The organism is Streptomyces sp. NPDC021562 (assembly GCF_040640875.1).
Taxonomy (GTDB): Bacteria; Actinomycetota; Actinomycetes; order Streptomycetales; family Streptomycetaceae; genus Streptomyces.
Genome location: NZ_JBFACN010000011.1, coordinates 153,019 through 170,973 on the forward strand (window position 1 = coordinate 153,019; position 17,955 = coordinate 170,973).

The window sequence follows — 17,955 nt, forward strand, 5'->3', positions numbered from 1 at the left end:
GCGGACCCGGGTTCCGCCCGGGTCCGCCGGCTCCCGAGTGGGTGGCGCAAGGCCCTCACTGCTTCACTGCTTCGCCGCGAGGTCCTTGAGCGCGATGTTGAGCTCCAGGACGTTCACCCGGGGCTCGCCCATGAAGCCCAGAGTGCGGCCTTCGGTGTGCTCCTTGACCAGCTTCTCCACCTGGGCGACGGACAGGCCGTTCCGCGCGGCGACCCGGTGGACCTGGAGTTCGGCGTACCGCGGGGAGATCGCCGGATCCAGGCCGGAGCCGGAGGAGGTCACCGCGTCGGCGGGGACGTCGGACGGCCTGACGGTGTAGCCGGGGACCGAGTTGTCCTTGACCACGGCGTCCTTGGCGGCGAGGACCTGGGCGCAGAGCGTCTTGTCCGCGGGCTTGGCCGGGCACCTGCCGTTGACCGCGCCGCTGTCGGCGGCCAGGTTGGTGGCCCCGGACAGGATCAGGGTGTAGCGGGTGTTGACGCTGTTGGTGCCGAGGCCGTCGGCCGGGCGGCCCTGGAACCACTTCAGGTCCGGGTCCGGGGTGGTCTGGCCCTTCTTCAACGGCAGGTTGTACGACTGCCCGATCAGGGACGAGCCGACGACCTTGCCGTCCGCCTCGATCTCGGAGCCGTTCGCCTTGTCGCTGAACAGCCCCTGGGCGATGCCGGTCACCACCAGCGGGTAGATGACGCCCGTCACCAGGGTCAGCACGAGGAGGGCCCTGAGGCCCGCCCCGAGCAACCGGACGGTGTTCGTTACGGAGTTGTTCATGGCGATCAGCCGATTCCGGGAATGAGGGAGATGAGCATGTCGATGATCTTGATGCCGACGAAGGGCGCGACCAGTCCGCCGATGCCGTAGATCCCGAGGTTGCGGCGGAGCATCTTGTCGGCGCTCATCGGCCGGTACCGCACGCCCTTCAGGGAGAGCGGCACCAGGGCGATGATGATCAGCGCGTTGAAGACGACGGCCGACAGGATCGCGGAGTTCGGCGAGGACAGGTGCATGATGTTCAGCTTGTCCAGGCCCGGGTAGACCGCCGCGAACAGCGCCGGGATGATCGCGAAGTACTTCGCGACGTCGTTGGCGATGGAGAACGTCGTCAGCGCGCCGCGGGTGATCAGCAGCTGCTTGCCGATCTCGACGATCTCGATGAGCTTGGTCGGGTTGGAGTCGAGGTCGACCATGTTGCCGGCCTCCTTGGCGGCCGACGTACCGGTGTTCATCGCCACGCCGACATCCGCCTGGGCCAGCGCGGGTGCGTCGTTGGTGCCGTCACCGGTCATCGCGACCAGCTTGCCGCCGGCCTGCTCCCGCCTGATGAGGGCCATCTTGTCCTCGGGGGTCGCCTCCGCGAGGAAGTCGTCGACGCCGGCCTCCTCCGCGATCGCCTTCGCGGTCAGCGGGTTGTCACCGGTGATCATGACCGTCTTGATGCCCATGCGGCGCAGTTCCTCGAACCGCTCCCGCATGCCCTCCTTGACCACGTCCTTCAGATGGATGACGCCCAGGACGCGGGCGCCCTCGTCGTCGTTGACGGCGACCAGCAGCGGCGTGCCGCCCGCCTCGGAGATCCGGTCGGCCATGGCGTCGGCGTCCTCCGCGACACTGCCGCCCTCCTCCTTCACCCAGGCGATGACCGAAGCGGTGGCGCCCTTGCGGATCTTCCTGCCGTCGACGTCCACACCCGACATGCGGGTCTGGGCGGTGAACTCGATCCACTCGGCGCCGACCAGCTCGCCCTGGTGGCGCTCGCGCAGCCCGTACTTCTCCTTCGCCAGGACGACGATCGAGCGGCCCTCGGGCGTCTCGTCGGCCAGCGACGACAGCTGGGCCGCATCCGCCACCTCGGCCTCCGTCGTCCCGCGCACCGGCACGAACTCGGCGGCCTGCCGGTTGCCGAGGGTGATGGTGCCGGTCTTGTCGAGCAGCAGTGTGGAGACGTCGCCGGCGGCCTCCACCGCACGCCCGGACATGGCCAGCACGTTGCGCTGCACCAGACGGTCCATGCCCGCGATGCCGATCGCGGAGAGCAGCGCGCCGATCGTGGTCGGTATCAGGCACACCAGCAGGGCCACCAGCACGACCATGGTCAGGTGCGTGTGGGCGAAGGTGGCGAACGGCGGCAGGGTGGCCACCGCCAGCAGGAAGACGATGGTCAGCGAGGCGAGCAGGATGTTCAGCGCGATCTCGTTGGGCGTCTTCTGCCGGGCGGCGCCCTCGACCAGGTTGATCATCCGGTCGATGAAGGTCTCGCCCGGCTTCGTCGTGATCTTGATGACGATCCGGTCGGACAGCACCTTCGTACCGCCGGTCACGGCGCACCGGTCACCGCCGGACTCGCGGATGACGGGAGCGGACTCGCCGGTGATCGCCGACTCGTCCACCGAGGCGACGCCCTCGACGACGTCGCCGTCACCGGGGATGACGTCGCCGGCCTCGCAGACCACGAGGTCGCCGACGGTCAGCGCGGTACCGGGCACCTGCTCCTCGGTGTCCCCCAGCAGCCGGCGGGCGACGGTGTCGGTCTTGGCCTTGCGCAGGGTGTCGGCCTGCGCCTTGCCGCGGCCCTCGGCGACCGCCTCCGCGAGGTTGGCGAAGACCACGGTCAGCCACAGCCAGGCGCTGATGGTCCAGCCGAACCAGTCACCCGGGTGCTGGAAGGAGAAGACGGTGGTCAGCACGGAGCCGATCCACACCACGAACATCACGGGGGACTTGACCATCACCCGCGGGTCGAGCTTGCGGAACGCGTCCGGCAGCGACTTGAGCAGCGCCTTGGGGTCGAAGAGGCCCGCTCCTACACGTCCCTCGGCGGGCTTGTGCCCGGTGGGGACGTCGCTGTGCGGCGCCCGGGTGGGAGTGGCTGTGGACATGGCGTCCTCTGAGTCCTCAGTACGGGTGGTCATGACGCCAGCCCCTCGGCGAGCGGGCCCAGCGCGAGGGCCGGGAAGTAGGTCAGACCGGTGATGATCAGGATCGCGCCCACCAGCAGGCCGGTGAACAGCGGCTTCTCGGTGCGCAGGGTGCCCGCGGTCACCGGCACCGGCGTCTGCTCGGCCAGCGAGCCGGCCAGCGCCAGGACGAACACCATCGGCAGGAAGCGGCCCAGCAGCATCGCGAGCCCGGTCATGGTGTTGTACCAGTCGGTGTTCGCGTTGAGGCCGGCGAAGGCGGAGCCGTTGTTGTTCGACGCCGACGTGAACGCGTAGAGGACTTCGGAGAAGCCGTGCGCGCCGGAGTTGAGCATCGAGTGCGGCGGCGTCGGCAGGGCCATGGAGGCCGCCGTGAACACCAGCACCAGCGCGGGGGTGATGAGTATGTAGCAGGCGGCGAGCTTCATCTCGCGGCCGCCGATCTTCTTGCCCAGGTACTCCGGGGTACGGCCGACCATCAGGCCGGCGATGAACACCGCGATCACGGCCATGATCAGCATGCCGTAGAGGCCGGAGCCGGTGCCGCCGGGCGCGATCTCGCCCAGCATCATGCTCAGCATGGTGATGCCGCCGCCGAGGCCGGTGAAGGAGGAGTGGAAGGAGTCCACCGCACCGGTCGAGGTCAGCGTCGTGGACACCGCGAAGATCGAGGAGGCGCCGACTCCGAACCGGGTCTCCTTGCCCTCCATCGCCCCGCCGGCGGCCTGGAGCGCCGGACCGTGGTGGGCGAACTCGGTCCACATCATCAGCGCGACGAAGCCCAGCCAGATCGTGAACATCGTGGCGAGGATCGCGTAACCCTGCTTCACCGAGCCGACCATCACACCGAAGGTGCGGGTCAGCGAGAACGGGACGACCAGGATCAGGAAGATCTCGAAGAGGTTGGTGAAGGGCGTCGGGTTCTCGAAGGGGTGGGCGGAGTTGGCGTTGAAGTAGCCGCCGCCGTTGGTACCCAGCTCCTTGATGGCCTCCTGCGAGGCGACCGCGCCGCCGTTCCACTGCTGCGTACCGCCCATGAACTGCCCGACCTCGTGGATGCCGGAGAAGTTCTGGATCGCGCCGCAGGCCACCAGGACCACCGCGGCGATCACGGCGCCCGGCACCAGGATGCGCAGCGTGCCGCGCACCAGGTCCGCCCAGAAGTTGCCCAGCTCACCGGTGCGCGAGCGCGCGAAACCGCGCACCAGCGCCACCGCGACGGCGATACCGACGGCCGCGGAGACGAAGTTCTGCACGGCCAGACCGGCGGTCTGCACGACGTGACCCATGGTCTGCTCGCCGTAGTACGACTGCCAGTTGGTGTTCGTCACGAACGAGACAGCCGTGTTGAACGACTGCGCCGGGTTCACCGAGGAGAAGTGCATCGAGCCGGGCAGCACGCCCTGCAACCGCTGCAGCAGGTAGAGGAAGAGGACACTGACGGCCGAGAAGGCCAGCACACCGCGCAGGTAGGCGGGCCACGTCATCTCGGTGTCGGGGTCGGCACCGATGGCCTTGTAGATCCACTTCTCCACGCGCAGGTGCTGGCGCGAGTCGTAGACCTTGGCCATGTAGGTGCCGACGGGCACGTAGGCGAGTGCCAGCGCGCCGATCAGGGCGAGCAGCTGGAGCACGCCGGCGAGTGCGGGACTCATGTCTGTGCTCAGAACCTCTCCGGGAAGATCAGGGCGAGGACGAGATAGCCCAGCAGGGCGACGGCCACGACGAGGCCGACGATGTTTTCGACGGTCACAGCTTCGTCACCCCCTTGGCGACAAGGGCCACCAGCGCGAAACCCGCGAGCACGGTGACGACGAAGGCCAGATCGGCCATCGCGAACTCCTGGAGTGAGGTTCGGTTCAAACGGACGTTTAGAGGAAACCGCCTGTCCGGCCGGATCCGGTCGTGCGTTGACGACCCTCATACGGCCGTCACGGCACCTTTGACGGGATGCTTACGGCCACGGCCCGTACCGCTCGGCAGGCCGGTACGGCCGCCGGTGACCTGCCTCACAGGCGGAACCGGAGCCGACGGATCACCGCGTCCGTCTCCCGCCGCACGGCGTGCGCGACGACCGCGCCCCGCTGGTTCTGCAGCAGGCGCTGCCACAGCCGCTCCGGCTCCGCCTCCGCAATCAGCACGGTGACCCGGGTGCCGGGTTCGGCCGCGGCCACCTGCCGGACGTGCGCGGCGACGGGGCGGCCCAGGCTGCGCCGCTCGCGTCTCCCGAGGGCTGCTCCCAAGGAAGCCCCTTTAGAGGTTCCGCGGGTAGAGGGTGAGCGGTCAGGGTCGTCGGCGCGGTCGGGTGTCCCAGCGGTGGGTGGTCCATGCCTCGCGGACGAGGCGTCGGATGACGATGATCGCGCTTATCACGGCGAGGTGCGCGTTGATGACGACCTCGCGTCGTTCGGTGCATGAAAGCGTCAGATTGAAGCCACGGCTGTACCAGGAGTTGGTGCGTTCAACGACCCAGCGGCGGGTGTGGTTGATCGGGATGACCTCGCCCTTGGGCTGGATCTGCCACCCACAGCCGAGCTCGGCGAGTAGTTCGCGGGTGATCTTGGAGTCGTAGCCGGCGTCAAGATGGACCCGCATCACCTCGGGAAGAGCGAGCTCGAAGCGACCCAGCTTCTCCAGGGTCGGGCGCAGCAGCGGCGGTGGGATCCCGCTGCCGTCGGTCAACCGGGACCACTTGATCCCGAGTTTTCCCCGGTCAATCGGTGATTTCCCGGCGGCCTCGCCGCCACAGGGGGCCTTGGTGATCTGGCCGTCCACGGTGATGTCGGCCAAGTCCAAGCCCACGATCCGGTCGTAGGCTTCCAGCACGATCTGCTCCAGCCGATCGAACACCCCGGCGGTGATCCACGCGTTGCGCCGTGCCCTGATCGTGGTCGCCGAGCACGAGGCGTCGGCGTGCTTCTCATACGAGCTGCCAAAGACGATCTTGGCGACGAGCTTGTCGAAGACAACCCGGTCCGGGATCCGGGGGTTGTGGCATCCCCACGGATGGGTGTCGACGTGCGGGGGCAGAAGGGTCTCGAACTGGACCCGCAAGGGTTCGATCGCCCATGCTTCGACAGCGGGCACCGCGTACTCCGTCTTCAGATGTTGGCTTCGACAACCCGCATCAAGGCGGAACGCGGTGCCCGCGTCACATCACCGGCCACCTCTACGAGTGTGCCAACTGCGCACAGAGGGCGTCGACCGTGTTGGTGGCACGGGCGAGCCCGAGGTGATCGATATAGTCCCGCGACTCGACGATCAGCCCGTCGCGGATCCGGAAGACGATGATGCCCGGCGCGGCCCAGCCGGCATCGCCGCGGTAAGTGAATTCGCCGATGACCACCTCGGGGTCGGCAGTCTGGTGGACGCGTACGTCCTCGACCCGGAAGCCTGCCAGGCCAGTCGACCCTGCCGTGGCGAAGCGCTGCCGGAGTGCTTCGCGGCTGAGCAACGGGGTGTCGCCGAGCGGTGCCAGCGGGTGTCGCACGTCGGTTTCTTCGGCGTAGAACTCTGCCAGCCTGTCGACCTGGCTGCGGTCACCGTTCTGCAGCCGGCAGGCGCCGTCGAGCATGGCACGGAACGTCTCTTCCGGGGTTCGCATGGTGGTTACCCTTCTAATCGGAGTCCACACTCCGGAATATACGGAGTCGATACTCCGGCTGCAAGAGTGATCACAGGTCCCACCGGAGCGAAGGATCCGGGGACAATGGCTGGATGCGAAGCGACGCGCAGGCGAATCGGGACCGGGTGCTGGCCGCAGCCGAAGAGGTCTTCGGCGAGTCCGGGAAAGCCGGTTCGACCGAGGAGGTCGCTCGCAGGGCTGGCGTCGGGATCGGCACCGTGTTCCGGCACTTTCCGACCAAGCAACTGTTGATCGAGGCCACGATCGTGCGGCACCTCACCCTGCTCACCGACACAGCGCGGGCGCGAGGCGAGGACAGCGAGGCAGGGGCTGCCTTCCGGACGACGTTGCGGGAGATGGTCTCAGGCGCACCGGCGAAGCTCGCGCTCATCGCGCTGCTGGAGGAGTCCGCTGATCCGGGGAACGCCACTGATGAAGTAGAAGCTGCAGCCTCTGCGTTGCGGCACGCCGTCGAGGTGTTGCTGTCCCGGGCCCAGAAAGCCGGCGAGGTGCGCGCGGACGCAACGGTGGACGAGATCTACGTGCTGATCAGGGCGCTGGCCAACGCCCGGGGTGACCGTGCTGTTGTAGACAGGGCGGTCGACATCGTGCTGGACGGACTGTCGCCGCGGCGTTGCGTGTAGCCACCCTGCGGAGACGATCGCCCTACCGGCTTACCTCGACGGCCCCGGCAGCCTCTCGGAAGTGCCTACCAGCCGATGAGCGCCTCGACCGGGGACGGTACACAGCGGGGGCGGCTCACGTTGGAGACGTCGGAACAGCGCGGGGTCGAAGACGCCGAACTCCCCCCGCGCGGCTGGCGCGCAAGATACCGACCAGGAACGGGTCTACTCTTCGGCTTCGCCGTAGGAACCCATCGTCTCGACCCACTCCTCGCCACCGACCGTGACCGCTCGTCCCCTACTCGCGGAACCTCTTGGGCGGCCGTCCGGGACGGGTCTTGGCGCTTCCTTGGCGTCGGTCCCGAAGACCTTGACACTGCCTTGTCGTGACCTGGGCCGATAGGGTGAAGGCGGTGTGCCGGGAAGTCTGGTCGGCAGGGGAGCCGGGGTGGCTCCCCTTTCAGTCCCAGGAGGACGGCATGCGGAGCGTCGGCACGGTACTCGCGTTGGTCGTCCTGGCCACCGTGGTGGCGACCTTCGCCCGCCGCTGGCGCATCCCCGCCCCCTCACTGCTGGTCGTCGCCGGCCTCGCGGTGGCGCTCCTGCCGGGCACCCCCCAGATCGAGATCAGCCCCCAGGTCATCGGCCTCGTCGTGCTCCCGCCGCTGCTGTACGCGAGTGCCGAGGACATGCCGTGGCGGGAGCTGCGGGCGGTGTGGAAACCGGTCGGGATCCTCGCGATAGGGCTGGTCCTCGCCTCCGCGGCGGCCGTCGCGGCGGTGGCCGCCCTGGTCACCCCGCTGTCCTGGGAGATGGCGTTCGTGCTGGGCGCGGTACTGGCCAGCACCGACCCGGTGGCCGTGACCGCCCTCGGCCGCCGCCTCGCCCTGCCGCCGAAGGTGCAGGTCCTCGTACAGGCGGAGAGCCTGTTCAACGACGCCACCTCGCTGGTGCTGGTCCGGGTGGCGGCAGGCATCGCGATCGCCTCGACGGCGGCGAACTGGGGTGCGGCGGGCGGCCAGTTCCTGCTGCTGGCCGGGGGTGGCACGGTGATCGGGGCGGCGGTGGCCGGAGTGATCATGCTGATCCGGCGCCGCACCGAGGACCCGGTGCTTGAGACGGTGATCGCGCTGGTCACCCCGTACGCCTCCTACCTGCTGGCGGAGGCCGCGCACACCTCCGGAGTGACGTCCTGCGTGGTGGCCGGGGTGATCCTCGGCGGCCGGGGCGACCGGCTCACCAACGCCCGCATCAGACTCCAGCTGCACGCCGTCTACGGCACGGTGGTGTTCCTGCTGGAGAGCGTGGTCTTCTCGCTGATCGGGCTGGCACTGCCCGGCGAGGTGCGGGCCCTGGCCGGTGACCGGGCCTGGCCGCTGTACGCCCTCGCCGTCGCCGCCACCCTCATCGCCGTCCGCCTGCTGTGGATCGCGCCGCTGTCGGCGGTCGTCCAGCGCAAGGGCGGCATCAGCCGCATGAACTGGCGGGTGCCGATGGTGCTGACCTGGGCCGGGACACGCGGGGTGATGCCGCTGGCTGCCGCCCTGTCCATCCCCGAGATCGCCAGGAACGGCACCCCGCTCACCGACCGGCCGCTGGTCCTGGTCCTGACCACCTCGGTCGTGGTCGTCACCCTCGTCGGACAGGGCTTCACCCTCGCCCCGGTCGTCCGCGCCTCCGGCATCGCCCTGGAGCCCGCCCACACCGAACGCGAGGAGAACGAGGCCCGCTCCCACCTGGCCCACGCCGGCCTCGCCCGCCTGGAGGAACTGGCTGAGCTGGAGGCCGTACCGGACATCGTCCTCGACCGGCTGCGACGCGGCCTGAACGCCCGTCTGGAGGACGCCCGCGACCGCCTCGCCGAGAACAACGGCACCGCCGCAGCCACCGACTCGGCCGACCTCGTCTACCGCCAGCTGCGCCGCGACCTGATCGCCGTCGAGACGTCGGAGCTGCAGAACCTGTACGACACCCACCGCATCAGCGACACCACCCGCCGGCGCCTGCAGCGCTCCCTGGACCTGGAAGAGACCCGACTGGCGGACGGCTGAAGAAAGGCGCTCGCTGTCGTACCTCACGCCCCTTGCCCCCGGGGTGTCCAGGCACCAGCGCCAGGATCCTCCTTCTCTTACGACGGCCACGGTGCGGGCGACCGGCTGTTGTCGGGCGGGGTGCGCGTGGAAGTCCATGACGTAGCCCGCGGTGTTTAGCTCGCCCTCCACCTTCGTCGCGCGCCCCTCCGGACGGCGTGCAGCGACTCGTCAGCGCGGGCGCGATCAGCCATGCAGTTTGTTCATGTCTATGACGTTCTTGGTGGGCGGTGGCGCGAGGGTCACCGGCTTGTCGAACCCCGAGAACTCGACCGTCTGGGGCTCTTTGCCGCCCTCGACGGACATCCGGAGATCGTAGGGCTGTCCAACGGTGGCCACCACAAGGGTCCGGGTCGCGGCACCGTCCTTCCCCGTGAGCGTCACGCCGCGGGTGCCGTCGACGTCGGTGTCGGCGCCCCTCTTGAGAGCGTTCTCGGACTGGTCCTTTGTGAACATGACGGCGGTGTCGCAGAAGGGAAACTCGTCGTCCACATCAGGGGATCCCGCCGGCTTCCTGATCCAGCGTCCCGCCAGCAGTCCGACGACAGCGTCAGCCTGCCGGGAGGACACGCCCGCCTCTGCGGCGGACTCCCGCCAGAACTTCTTGTCGCCCTTCGTATAGGTGTAGCCGCCGTACCAGCGGACCTGGCCGGTCCCACCGCCGATACCGAAGGTGCCCAGGCAGTTCCTCTTTCCAGCGACCGCTACGTCAAGGGTCATCTCCTTGCCCTCGACGGTCGCAGAGCCGGTGACCCTCACGGACCTCAGCTTCGCCATCGCCAGCCGGGACTCTTCGGCGATCTGTGCCGGGCTCAAGTCCTCAAACGGCGTCGGGGACGAAGCCGATGCGGAGACGGAGGCCCCCGCCGCCTTGGCGTCGGCCTTCTCGCCCTCTCCGCAGGAGGTGAGCGTCACCACCGCCGTCACACACAGAGCCGCCACCCCTAAAAGGGTACGATCAGCCACTTTTTACTTCCCTCCACAGAAGATCGAGTCGATGCACCAGACGCAGCGGCCACACAGAGGGATGCAACGAACGGCATGTGATCCACCTCACTGCAGAGAAGGCGCGCACCCGTCCCGGTCTGTCGACCGCAAAGGCCCAGGTGCGGATGCTCATGCTGAGCGGCAAGCTGGTGCCGTGGGGCGCGACTGTCGAAGGAGTGCCGTGGTGGCGGTGGCCGCAGGTGTGAGCACCGGAGCGTCGGCCCGGTGGGGGACGCTCCTGCCGGCTGCGGGCGTGGTCGTGGCGGTCCCGCTGTCGCCGGTGACGTGCGCCGGGGCGACGCGTGCGGCTTCCGGGCAGGTGGCGTGAGCGAGAACGCGGCGCGAGCTGCGACCGGCGCGCGGCGGCCCTTTCTGATCGTGAATCCGCGTTCGGGCGGAGGGAAGGCGAGCCGGTTCCGGATCGCGGAGCGGGCCCGTGCGTCAGGGGCTCAGGTCGTTCTGATCGATCCTTCCCTGGACCAGGACCTGGCTGCTGTCGCCCGGCGCGCGGTGGACGACGGCGCGGATCTGCTGGGAGTGGCCGGCGGAGACGGCACCCAGGCACTGGTCGCCGCGGTGGCCGCGGAAAGCGGCCTGCCTTTCGTCGTCGTCCCGGCGGGTACCCGCAACCACTTCGCGATGGATCTCGGCCTGGACCGTGCGGACCCTTCAGCCGCACTGGAGGCCCTCACGGACGGCGTCGAGCTGCGCGTGGATCTCGGGTACGCGGGCGAGCGGGCGTTCGTCAACAACGTGTCGTTCGGAGCGTATGCCGCCCTGGTGCAGGACCCCGCCTACCGGGAGGACAAGATCGGCACGATGGTGAGGATCCTCCCGGAGTTCCTGGCCCGCCACCAGGGACCGGAGCTGGTGGTACGCACGGGACTGCTCACGGTGGACCGGCCGGACGCCGTACTGGTGAGCAACAACCCCTACCGGCTCGACGACCCGGCCGGGCTCGACAGACGTGCGCAGCTCGACTCCGGGCTCCTGGGCGTCCTGGCCGCCCGGGCGGAGACACCCGCCGAGACGGCCGCCAGGCTGCGAAGCGGACAGATGCGCGGACTGACCCGGCTGGCGACACCTGACGACGTCGTCGTTCACGCCGACGCCCCGGGCGTCGCCGTCGGGCTGGACGGCGAAGCCGTCACGCTGCCCGCTCCCGTGCGGTGCCGGATCAGTCCCGGGACGCTTCGGGTATGGGTTCCCCGGCATCGGCCGGGCGCCGCGCGCACGGGATGGCGTCCGCCGGGCTGGTCCGTCGTCCAGCGGGCCACCTCGCTCGTCGGGCGGTCCCCCGGCCGCCGCGCCGACTGACCCGGGCACGCCGCACGGTGGGCGACTGGTCCCCTGGACAGGGCCCTGTCGGCCCATGGGGGCGTGAGCGGCGAAGGGCGAAGGTGGGAGTGTGAGGCCACTGCCAGATGATCCGTGCACGCGCCCGTCCTTCCGTCCGCCCGGCATGGCCCGGCGTGCGTTCGGCTCCGTGCCGACGCGTTCCCCTCTGTGGGGGTCCGGCAGGCCGGGCGGTGGTCGCTGATGGTGACCGCTGTCGGGGCGAGGCCGGTGGCCGGGGGGCGGGCCGTCGCGGCGGCCGCCCTGCCCACGGCGCAGGTGCTCCGTGATCTCGAGGTGACCGCCGACGGTCTCTCGGCGGAGGAGGCGGCACGACGGCTGAAGCGCTGGGGGCCGAACGCCGTCCACTCGCACCGGGCCCGGGCGTGGCTGGTGCTCTGGCATCAGCTGCGGTCCCCGCTGCTCGGCCTCCTGCTGGCCGCGGCCGTGGTGTCGTACTTCGTCGGGGAGCGCAGCGACGCCGTGATCATCGGGGTGATCGTGGCGCTCTCCGTCGGTCTGGGCTTCGTCAACGAGTTCCGGGCGGAGAAGACCGCCCAGTCACTGCACGCGAAGATCCGGCACCGGGCGGTCGTACTGCGCGACGGGCGACCGCAGGAGGTGGAGGTCACCGCCCTGGTCCCGGGTGACGTGGTCGAGTTGCGGCTCGGTGACATCGTGCCCGCGGATCTGCGGTTGCTCGCGACCGCCGGGCTGGAGTGCAGCGAGTCGGTGCTGACCGGGGAGTCACTGCCGGTCGCGAAGGACACTGCTGCCGTGCCGGCAGGCACACCACTGGCGGATCTGACCGGCTGCGCCCTGATGGGCACCGTGGTGCACTGTGGAAGCGGCCGCGGTGTCGTGGTGGCCACCGGCGCCGAGGCCGAGTTCGGGAAGATCACCGCCGGTCTGAGCGGACACCAGCTGGAGACCGAGTTCCAGGTGGGGCTGCGCCGCTTCTCCCTGCTCCTCGTCTACGTCGCCGGGGCACTGACCACGTCGATCTTCATCATCAACGTCGCCCTGCACAAGCCGCTGATCGACGCCCTGCTGTTCTCCCTGGCCATCGCGGTCGGCATCACCCCGCAACTGCTGCCCGCAGTCGTCTCCACCAGCCTCGCCGCGGGCTCCCGGCGCATGAGCCGACGCAAGGTGCTGGTCAAGCGACTGGTGTGTATCGAGGACCTCGGTGACGTCGATGTGCTGTTCACCGACAAGACCGGGACCCTCACGCAGGGACGCATCGACCTCATGCGGGCCGTACCCGTCGCCGGCACCTCCGCGGACGAAGTGCTGCGCCTCGGCCTGCTGTGCACCGAGACGGACGTGGACGACCGAGGCCGGCCCGTGGGGGGAAACCCGCTCGACGACGCGCTGTGGGACTCCCCGGCCGCGGCCGCCCGGCGCTCGTCACCGAGCGGGTGGACGCGGACCGGCGTCCTGCCCTTCGACCACGAGCGGCGGATGGTGTCCGTCACCGTCGCCGACACCGCCGGTGACGCCGTGCTGATCACCAAAGGCGCCCCGGAAGCGGTACTGGAACGCTGCGTGCAGGTGCCCGGGCCGACCCGTCACGCCCTGGAAGCCGAGTTCGCCGCCGGCAACCGCGTCGTCGCCGTGGCGAGCCGTCCCGCCGCGACCGGTACCGCACCTGCTGCCGCCGACGAGCACAACCTGCGCCTGGCCGGACTGCTGGTCTTCCTCGATCCGCCCAAACCCGACGCGGGCGAGGCACTGCTGCGGCTGGCCGCGCTCGGCATCACGGTGAAGATCGTCACCGGGGACAACCCCGCGGTCGCCGCCAAGGTCTGCCACGACCTGGGTCTGACCGACGCCGCCGTGCTGACCGGGACCGACCTGGACGCCATGGACGACGAGCGGCTCACCGCCGCCATCGGCCGCACGACCGTCTTCGCCCGGGTCAGCCCCGAGCAGAAGGCCCGCATCGTGCGGATCCAGCGGAGGACCGGCGGCGACGTCGCCTTCCTCGGCGACGGTGTCAACGACGCCCTCGCGCTGCACGCCGCCGACGTGGGCATCTCGGTGGACTCGGCCACCGACGTGGCCAAGGACGCGGCCGACGTGATCCTGCTGGAGAAGGACCTCGGAGTCCTGGCCGACGGAGTCGCCGAGGGCCGGCGCATCTTCGCCAACACCATCAAGTACGTCCTGATGGGCACCTCGAGCAACTTCGGCAACATGTTCAGCGCGGCCGGGGCCTCACTCTTCCTGCCCTTCCTGCCGATGCTGCCCTCTCAGATCCTGCTCAACAACCTGCTGTACGACACCAGTCAGCTCGCCATCCCCACCGACGAGGTCGACGAGGAGCAGGTGCGGCGGCCCGCGCACTGGGACATCGCCTTCGTCCGGCGCTTCATGATCTGCTTCGGACCGATCAGCTCCCTGTTCGACTTCGTGACCTTCGCCGTGATGCTGGGCGTCTTCCATGCCGGCGCCGCCCAGTTCCACACCGGCTGGTTCGTGGAGTCCCTCGCCACACAAACCCTGGTCGTCTTCGCCATCCGCACCCGTCGGGTGCCCTTCTGGCGCAGCCGCCCGAGCCTGCCCCTCACCCTCACGGCGCTGGGTGTCGTCGCCCTCGGCGCCGCCCTGCCGGCCACCCCGCTGGCTCGTGTCCTCGGCTTCCGACTGCTCCCGGCCGGCTTCTTCGCCGCCGTGGCCGCCATGGTCGTCGTCTACCTGATCCTCGTCGAATTCGCCAAGCGGATCTTCTACCGGACCGCGCGTGCACCGGCCCGCCCGCGACCGGCCCCCGGTCACCGGTACCTACGCCGCCGCGCAGCACGGTTCAGCACCGTCACCCGGCTGCCGCACCCGCAAGCCTCCGCCGACCGGGGACCGCGCCGCCGTCTGAGCGCATGACGAAGCCGGGCAGCCGCAACCCCAGGACGGCGAGGGCCACCCGCCAAAGGAGCCGGGGCACGGCTGATGCCTTGCCGCATGCGCGGATCGCTGTCAGTTCTCGCCCGGCTCTCCGTGGCTGCGGACGACTTCCTTCATCTTGGCCAACGCGAACCCCCAGCCCTGTTCGACAGTCGGCTTGGCCGGGACGGCGATCTCGTCAGGGTTGGTGAGGACGTCGAGCAGTACCGGGCCGGGAGTGCGGAAGGCGCGTCGTACGGCGTCTTCCACATCGGCCGGTTCCGTCACGCGGATGCCGGTGATGCCCATGGACTCGGCCACGGCGGCGAAGTCGGGATTGTCGAGCACGGTGCCGAACTCGGGCAGGCCCGCCTGTTCCTGTTCGAGTTTCACCATGCCCAGCCGCCGGTTGTCGAAGACGACGAGTTTGACGGGCAGGCGGTACGTCTTGAGGGTCATGAGGTCGCCGAGCAGCATGCTCAGTCCGCCGTCGCCGCAGAAGGCGACGACCTGCCGTTCGCGGTCCAGGCACTGGGCGCCCAGCGCCTGGGGCATGGCGTTGGCCATCGAGCCCAGGTTGTAGGAGCCGATGAGGCGGCGTTCGCCACGCATCTCGACGAAGCGTGACAGCCACACCGTGGCCATGCCCGTGTCGGAGGTGAAGACGGCGTCGTCGGCCGCGATCCGGTCGACGGCCGCGGCCAGGGCCTCCGGGCGGATGTCGTGGCTGCGGTTGTCCAGTGCGGAGCGGACCCGGCCCAGGAGGCCCTTGTCGTGTGCCGGGTCGGCGAGCCGCGCCTGACCGGTGCGCCACTGGTCGAAGCGTTCGCGTGCCTTCTCCAGGTGCGAGCGGTCGCGGGCGCCCTCGGACCCGGCGGGCGCGGCGGTGACATGGTCGAGGAGGTCGCGTACGGTGACGGCGGTGTCCCCCACCAGCCCGAGCTCGACCGGTACGCGGCGTCCGATGTGGGTGGCCTCGGTGTCCACCTGGATCACGGTCCGGCCCTCGGGATACCAGTCCCGGTAGGGGAAGTCCGTACCGAGCATCAGGAGCGTGTCCGCGTCCTGGAGGGCCGCCGCCGCGGCCGGGTTGCCGATCAGGCCGGTCTGGCCGACCTGGAACGGGTTGGCCTCGCCCTCGAAACCGGCCTTGGCCTTCAGTGTGAGCACCATGGGCGCCGCCAGGCGGTCGGCGAGGGTGAGGACGTCCTGGCGGGCGCCTCGGGCTCCCTCGCCGACGAGGAGGGTGACGCGTTCGGAGCGGTCGAGGATGTCCGCGGCACGGCGGACGGCCGACTCGTCGGGCCGGCTCACGGGGCTGTTCAGGGAGAACCGGGCGGGGCGGTCGGTGGTCACTTCCCGCTCGCCCAGGTCGCCCGGGACGGTGAGCACGGCGACGCCCTTACGGCCCCGTGCGTGGCGCACCGCCGTCTCCAGCATCTGCGGCAGCTGGTCCGGGGAGGTGACGGTGGCGCGGAAGACGGCCACGTCGGCGAAGAGGGCGTCGTTGTCGACCTCCTGGAAGTAGTCGCTGCCGATCTCGGCGAGCGGTACCTGGCCGGCGATCGCGAGGACCGGGGCGTGGCTCTTGGCCGCGTCGTACAGGCCGTTCAGGAGGTGGACGGAACCAGGCCCGACGGTGCCCATGCACACCCCGAGCGTTCCGGTGAGCTGCGACTGGGCGCCGGCGGCGAACGCGGCCGCCTCCTCGTGCCGGCAGCCCACCCATTCGAGGTTCTCGGTGGTGCGGATGGCGTCGGTCAGGGGGTTGAGCGCGTCTCCCACGACGCCGAACACCTGGCGGACGCCGAGTTCGCTCAGTGCGTCGACGATGACGCGGGCAACGGTACGGGCCACGTGAGTCCTCCGGTTCAGACGGTGAAGTGGTCGGGGTCGGCGGCGTTCCAGTCGGCCGCCCAGGAGGCCGGCGGCTCGGCGAGCAACTGCCCGGGCCGGAGCCACTCGTACAGCTCCTCGTAGGAGCGCTCGGTGAAGGGGTCGACGCGCCGGCGGAGCATGTGCGGACGCAGTTGCGCGGGGTCGGTGACCCCCATGGACGCCATGATCTGCAACGCGCTGGCCACGGTGGCCTCCTGGAAGCGCTGGACGCGCGCCGTCTTGTCCGGGACGTGGAGGGCGCGGGCGCGGCGGGGGTCCTGGGTGGTGACGCCGGTGGGGCAGGTGTTCGTGTGGCACCGCTGTGCCTGGATGCACCCGACGGCGAACATCATCGCCCGCGCGGCGTTGCCGTAGTCGGCCCCCTGCACCATGCGCTTGACCAGGTCGGTCCCGGTGGCGATCTTGCCGCTCGCGCCGATCCTGATCCGGTCGCGCAGGCCGGTACCCACGAGGGCGTTGTGCACGGTGAGAAGACCCTCGGTGAGCGGGGTGCCCACGTGGTCCGCGAACTCCAGCGGCGCCGCGCCGGTCCCGCCCTCGGCGCCGTCCACGACGATGAAGTCGGGCGCCGTGCCCTCCTCCAGCATGGCCTTGCACACGGCCAGGAACTGCCGCCGCGAGCCCACGCACAGCTTGAACCCGGCGGGCTTGCCGCCGGACAGCTCACGCATGCGGGCGATGAAGCGGACGAGTTCCCGCGGGGTGGAGAAGACCCGGTGGTACGGCGGCGAGACGACGGTCTGCCCCTCGGGCACGTCGCGGACCCGGGCGATCTCGGCGTTCACCTTGGCACCCGGCAGGACACCGCCGATGCCGGGCTTGGCGCCCTGCGACAGCTTCAGCGACACGCACTTGACGTGGTCGTGTGCGGCCTTGTCGGAGAACTCGGCGGGGTCGAAGTCGCCTTCGGGCGTGCGGCAGCCGAAGTACCCGGTGCCGATCTCCCAGACGAGGTCACCACCCGGGCGGAGGTGGTACTCGGACAGTCCGCCCTCACCGGTGTCCTGGGCGAAACCCCCTGCCGCCGCGCCCCCGTTGAGGGCGAGGACGGCGTTGGCGGAGAGTGATCCGAAGCTCATCGCGGAGACGTTCAGCAGTGCCATGTCGTAGGGCCGGGCGCAGTCGGGACCGCCGATCCGCACGCGCGGCTGTTCTTTCGGCACCGCTCGTGGCGCCATCGAGGGGACCAGGAACTCGTAGCCGGTCTGGTACACGTCCCGTTCGGTGCCGTAGGGCTCCTCCGCGTCCGTGCCCTTGGCGCGCTCGTAGACGATGCTGCGCACGTCCCGGTCGAAGGGACGGCCGTCGTAGTTCCGCTCGATGAAGTACTGCTGCAACTCCGGGCGTATGCGCTCCATGAGGAAGCGGGCGTGGCCGAGGACCGGATAGTTGCGCAGCACCGAATGCCGGTGCTGCAGCAGGTCCCACGCGCCCAGCAGAGCCAGCAGCAGCACCGGTACGGCGACGAGCAGCCACCATGGGGAGATCAAGGCGGCGGCCAGGGACGCCAGAACGCCTGCGACGAGAGTCAGGACGACGATTACGATGCGTGTCACGCCTTGCTCATTGCCGGGGAATCGCTCTCCAGTCCTGCGAGA

At 69.9% G+C, this 17,955-nt stretch carries 14 protein-coding genes and 1 pseudogene; 5 read left to right on the top strand and 10 right to left on the bottom strand.

Annotated elements, in window-relative coordinates; genetic code table 11:
• Positions 1 to 63: 63 nt before the first annotated feature.
• The 7 genes and pseudogenes from AB0G52_RS18995 to AB0G52_RS19025 form a co-directional block, all read right to left on the bottom strand.
• Entirely contained in the window at positions 64 to 771 is a 708-nt protein-coding gene (locus AB0G52_RS18995; protein WP_132891393.1) for a potassium-transporting ATPase subunit C, read from the bottom strand.
• 5 nt (positions 772 to 776) lie between these two features.
• Positions 777 to 2,909: a potassium-transporting ATPase subunit KdpB gene (gene kdpB / locus AB0G52_RS19000; protein ID WP_207921846.1), complete on the bottom strand. Its 2,133-nt coding sequence runs from the start codon at positions 2,907 to 2,909 to the stop codon at positions 777 to 779.
• Positions 2,906 to 4,570 (bottom strand): potassium-transporting ATPase subunit KdpA, encoded by a 1,665-nt coding sequence (kdpA, locus tag AB0G52_RS19005; RefSeq protein WP_361337374.1) that lies wholly within the window; start codon positions 4,568 to 4,570, stop codon positions 2,906 to 2,908. Before kdpA ends, kdpB begins: the two co-directional genes overlap by 4 nt.
• A gap of 8 nt (positions 4,571 to 4,578) precedes the next feature.
• On the bottom strand, positions 4,579 to 4,668 hold the full coding sequence (gene kdpF / locus AB0G52_RS19010; RefSeq protein ID WP_067057375.1) for a K(+)-transporting ATPase subunit F: 90 nt from the start codon (positions 4,666 to 4,668) through the stop codon (positions 4,579 to 4,581).
• Between the two features lie 256 nt (positions 4,669 to 4,924).
• A pseudogene (locus AB0G52_RS19015) lies at positions 4,925 to 5,134 on the bottom strand (amino acid permease); the annotation flags it as partial.
• A gap of 64 nt (positions 5,135 to 5,198) precedes the next feature.
• On the bottom strand, positions 5,199 to 6,002 hold the full coding sequence (locus AB0G52_RS19020) for an IS5/IS1182 family transposase (protein WP_361337376.1): 804 nt from the start codon (positions 6,000 to 6,002) through the stop codon (positions 5,199 to 5,201).
• Between the two features lie 82 nt (positions 6,003 to 6,084).
• Entirely contained in the window at positions 6,085 to 6,519 is a 435-nt protein-coding gene (locus AB0G52_RS19025; RefSeq protein ID WP_361337378.1) for a nuclear transport factor 2 family protein, read from the bottom strand.
• Positions 6,520 to 6,632: 113 nt separating this feature from the next.
• Between AB0G52_RS19025 and AB0G52_RS19030 the strand changes: the two genes are divergently transcribed.
• A complete protein-coding gene (locus AB0G52_RS19030; protein ID WP_361337380.1) occupies positions 6,633 to 7,184 on the top strand; it encodes a helix-turn-helix domain-containing protein in 552 nt (183 codons plus the stop codon).
• 458 nt (positions 7,185 to 7,642) lie between these two features.
• Entirely contained in the window at positions 7,643 to 9,214 is a 1,572-nt protein-coding gene (locus tag AB0G52_RS19035) for a Na+/H+ antiporter (RefSeq protein ID WP_132891395.1), read from the top strand.
• A 225-nt stretch (positions 9,215 to 9,439) separates the two neighbouring features.
• Here the strand turns inward: AB0G52_RS19035 and AB0G52_RS19040 are convergent, their stop codons facing one another.
• Positions 9,440 to 10,219, bottom strand: coding sequence for a hypothetical protein (locus tag AB0G52_RS19040; RefSeq protein WP_361337382.1), 780 nt, complete (start codon positions 10,217 to 10,219; stop codon positions 9,440 to 9,442).
• A 77-nt stretch (positions 10,220 to 10,296) separates the two neighbouring features.
• Here AB0G52_RS19040 and AB0G52_RS19045 point away from each other — a divergent pair, with 77 nt between their 5' ends.
• From AB0G52_RS19045 to mgtA, 3 genes are all read left to right on the top strand, one after another.
• Positions 10,297 to 10,446, top strand: a complete 150-nt coding sequence (locus AB0G52_RS19045) for a hypothetical protein (protein WP_361337384.1) — start codon at positions 10,297 to 10,299, stop codon at positions 10,444 to 10,446.
• Between the two features lie 118 nt (positions 10,447 to 10,564).
• Positions 10,565 to 11,557, top strand: coding sequence for a diacylglycerol kinase family protein (locus tag AB0G52_RS19050; RefSeq protein WP_361337386.1), 993 nt, complete (start codon positions 10,565 to 10,567; stop codon positions 11,555 to 11,557).
• Positions 11,558 to 11,779: 222 nt separating this feature from the next.
• The gene (gene mgtA / locus AB0G52_RS19055) at positions 11,780 to 14,458 is read left to right on the top strand and encodes a magnesium-translocating P-type ATPase (protein ID WP_361337387.1); all 2,679 of its coding nucleotides are present in this window, start codon (positions 11,780 to 11,782) and stop codon (positions 14,456 to 14,458) included.
• Between the two features lie 93 nt (positions 14,459 to 14,551).
• Here the strand turns inward: mgtA and AB0G52_RS19060 are convergent, their stop codons facing one another.
• Together AB0G52_RS19060 and AB0G52_RS19065 are read right to left on the bottom strand one after the other, a co-directional pair.
• A complete protein-coding gene (locus AB0G52_RS19060; RefSeq protein ID WP_361337389.1) occupies positions 14,552 to 16,315 on the bottom strand; it encodes a thiamine pyrophosphate-dependent enzyme in 1,764 nt (587 codons plus the stop codon).
• 14 nt (positions 16,316 to 16,329) lie between these two features.
• A complete protein-coding gene (locus tag AB0G52_RS19065; protein WP_132891399.1) occupies positions 16,330 to 17,913 on the bottom strand; it encodes an FMN-binding glutamate synthase family protein in 1,584 nt (527 codons plus the stop codon).
• Between the last annotated feature and the right edge of the window lie 42 nt (positions 17,914 to 17,955).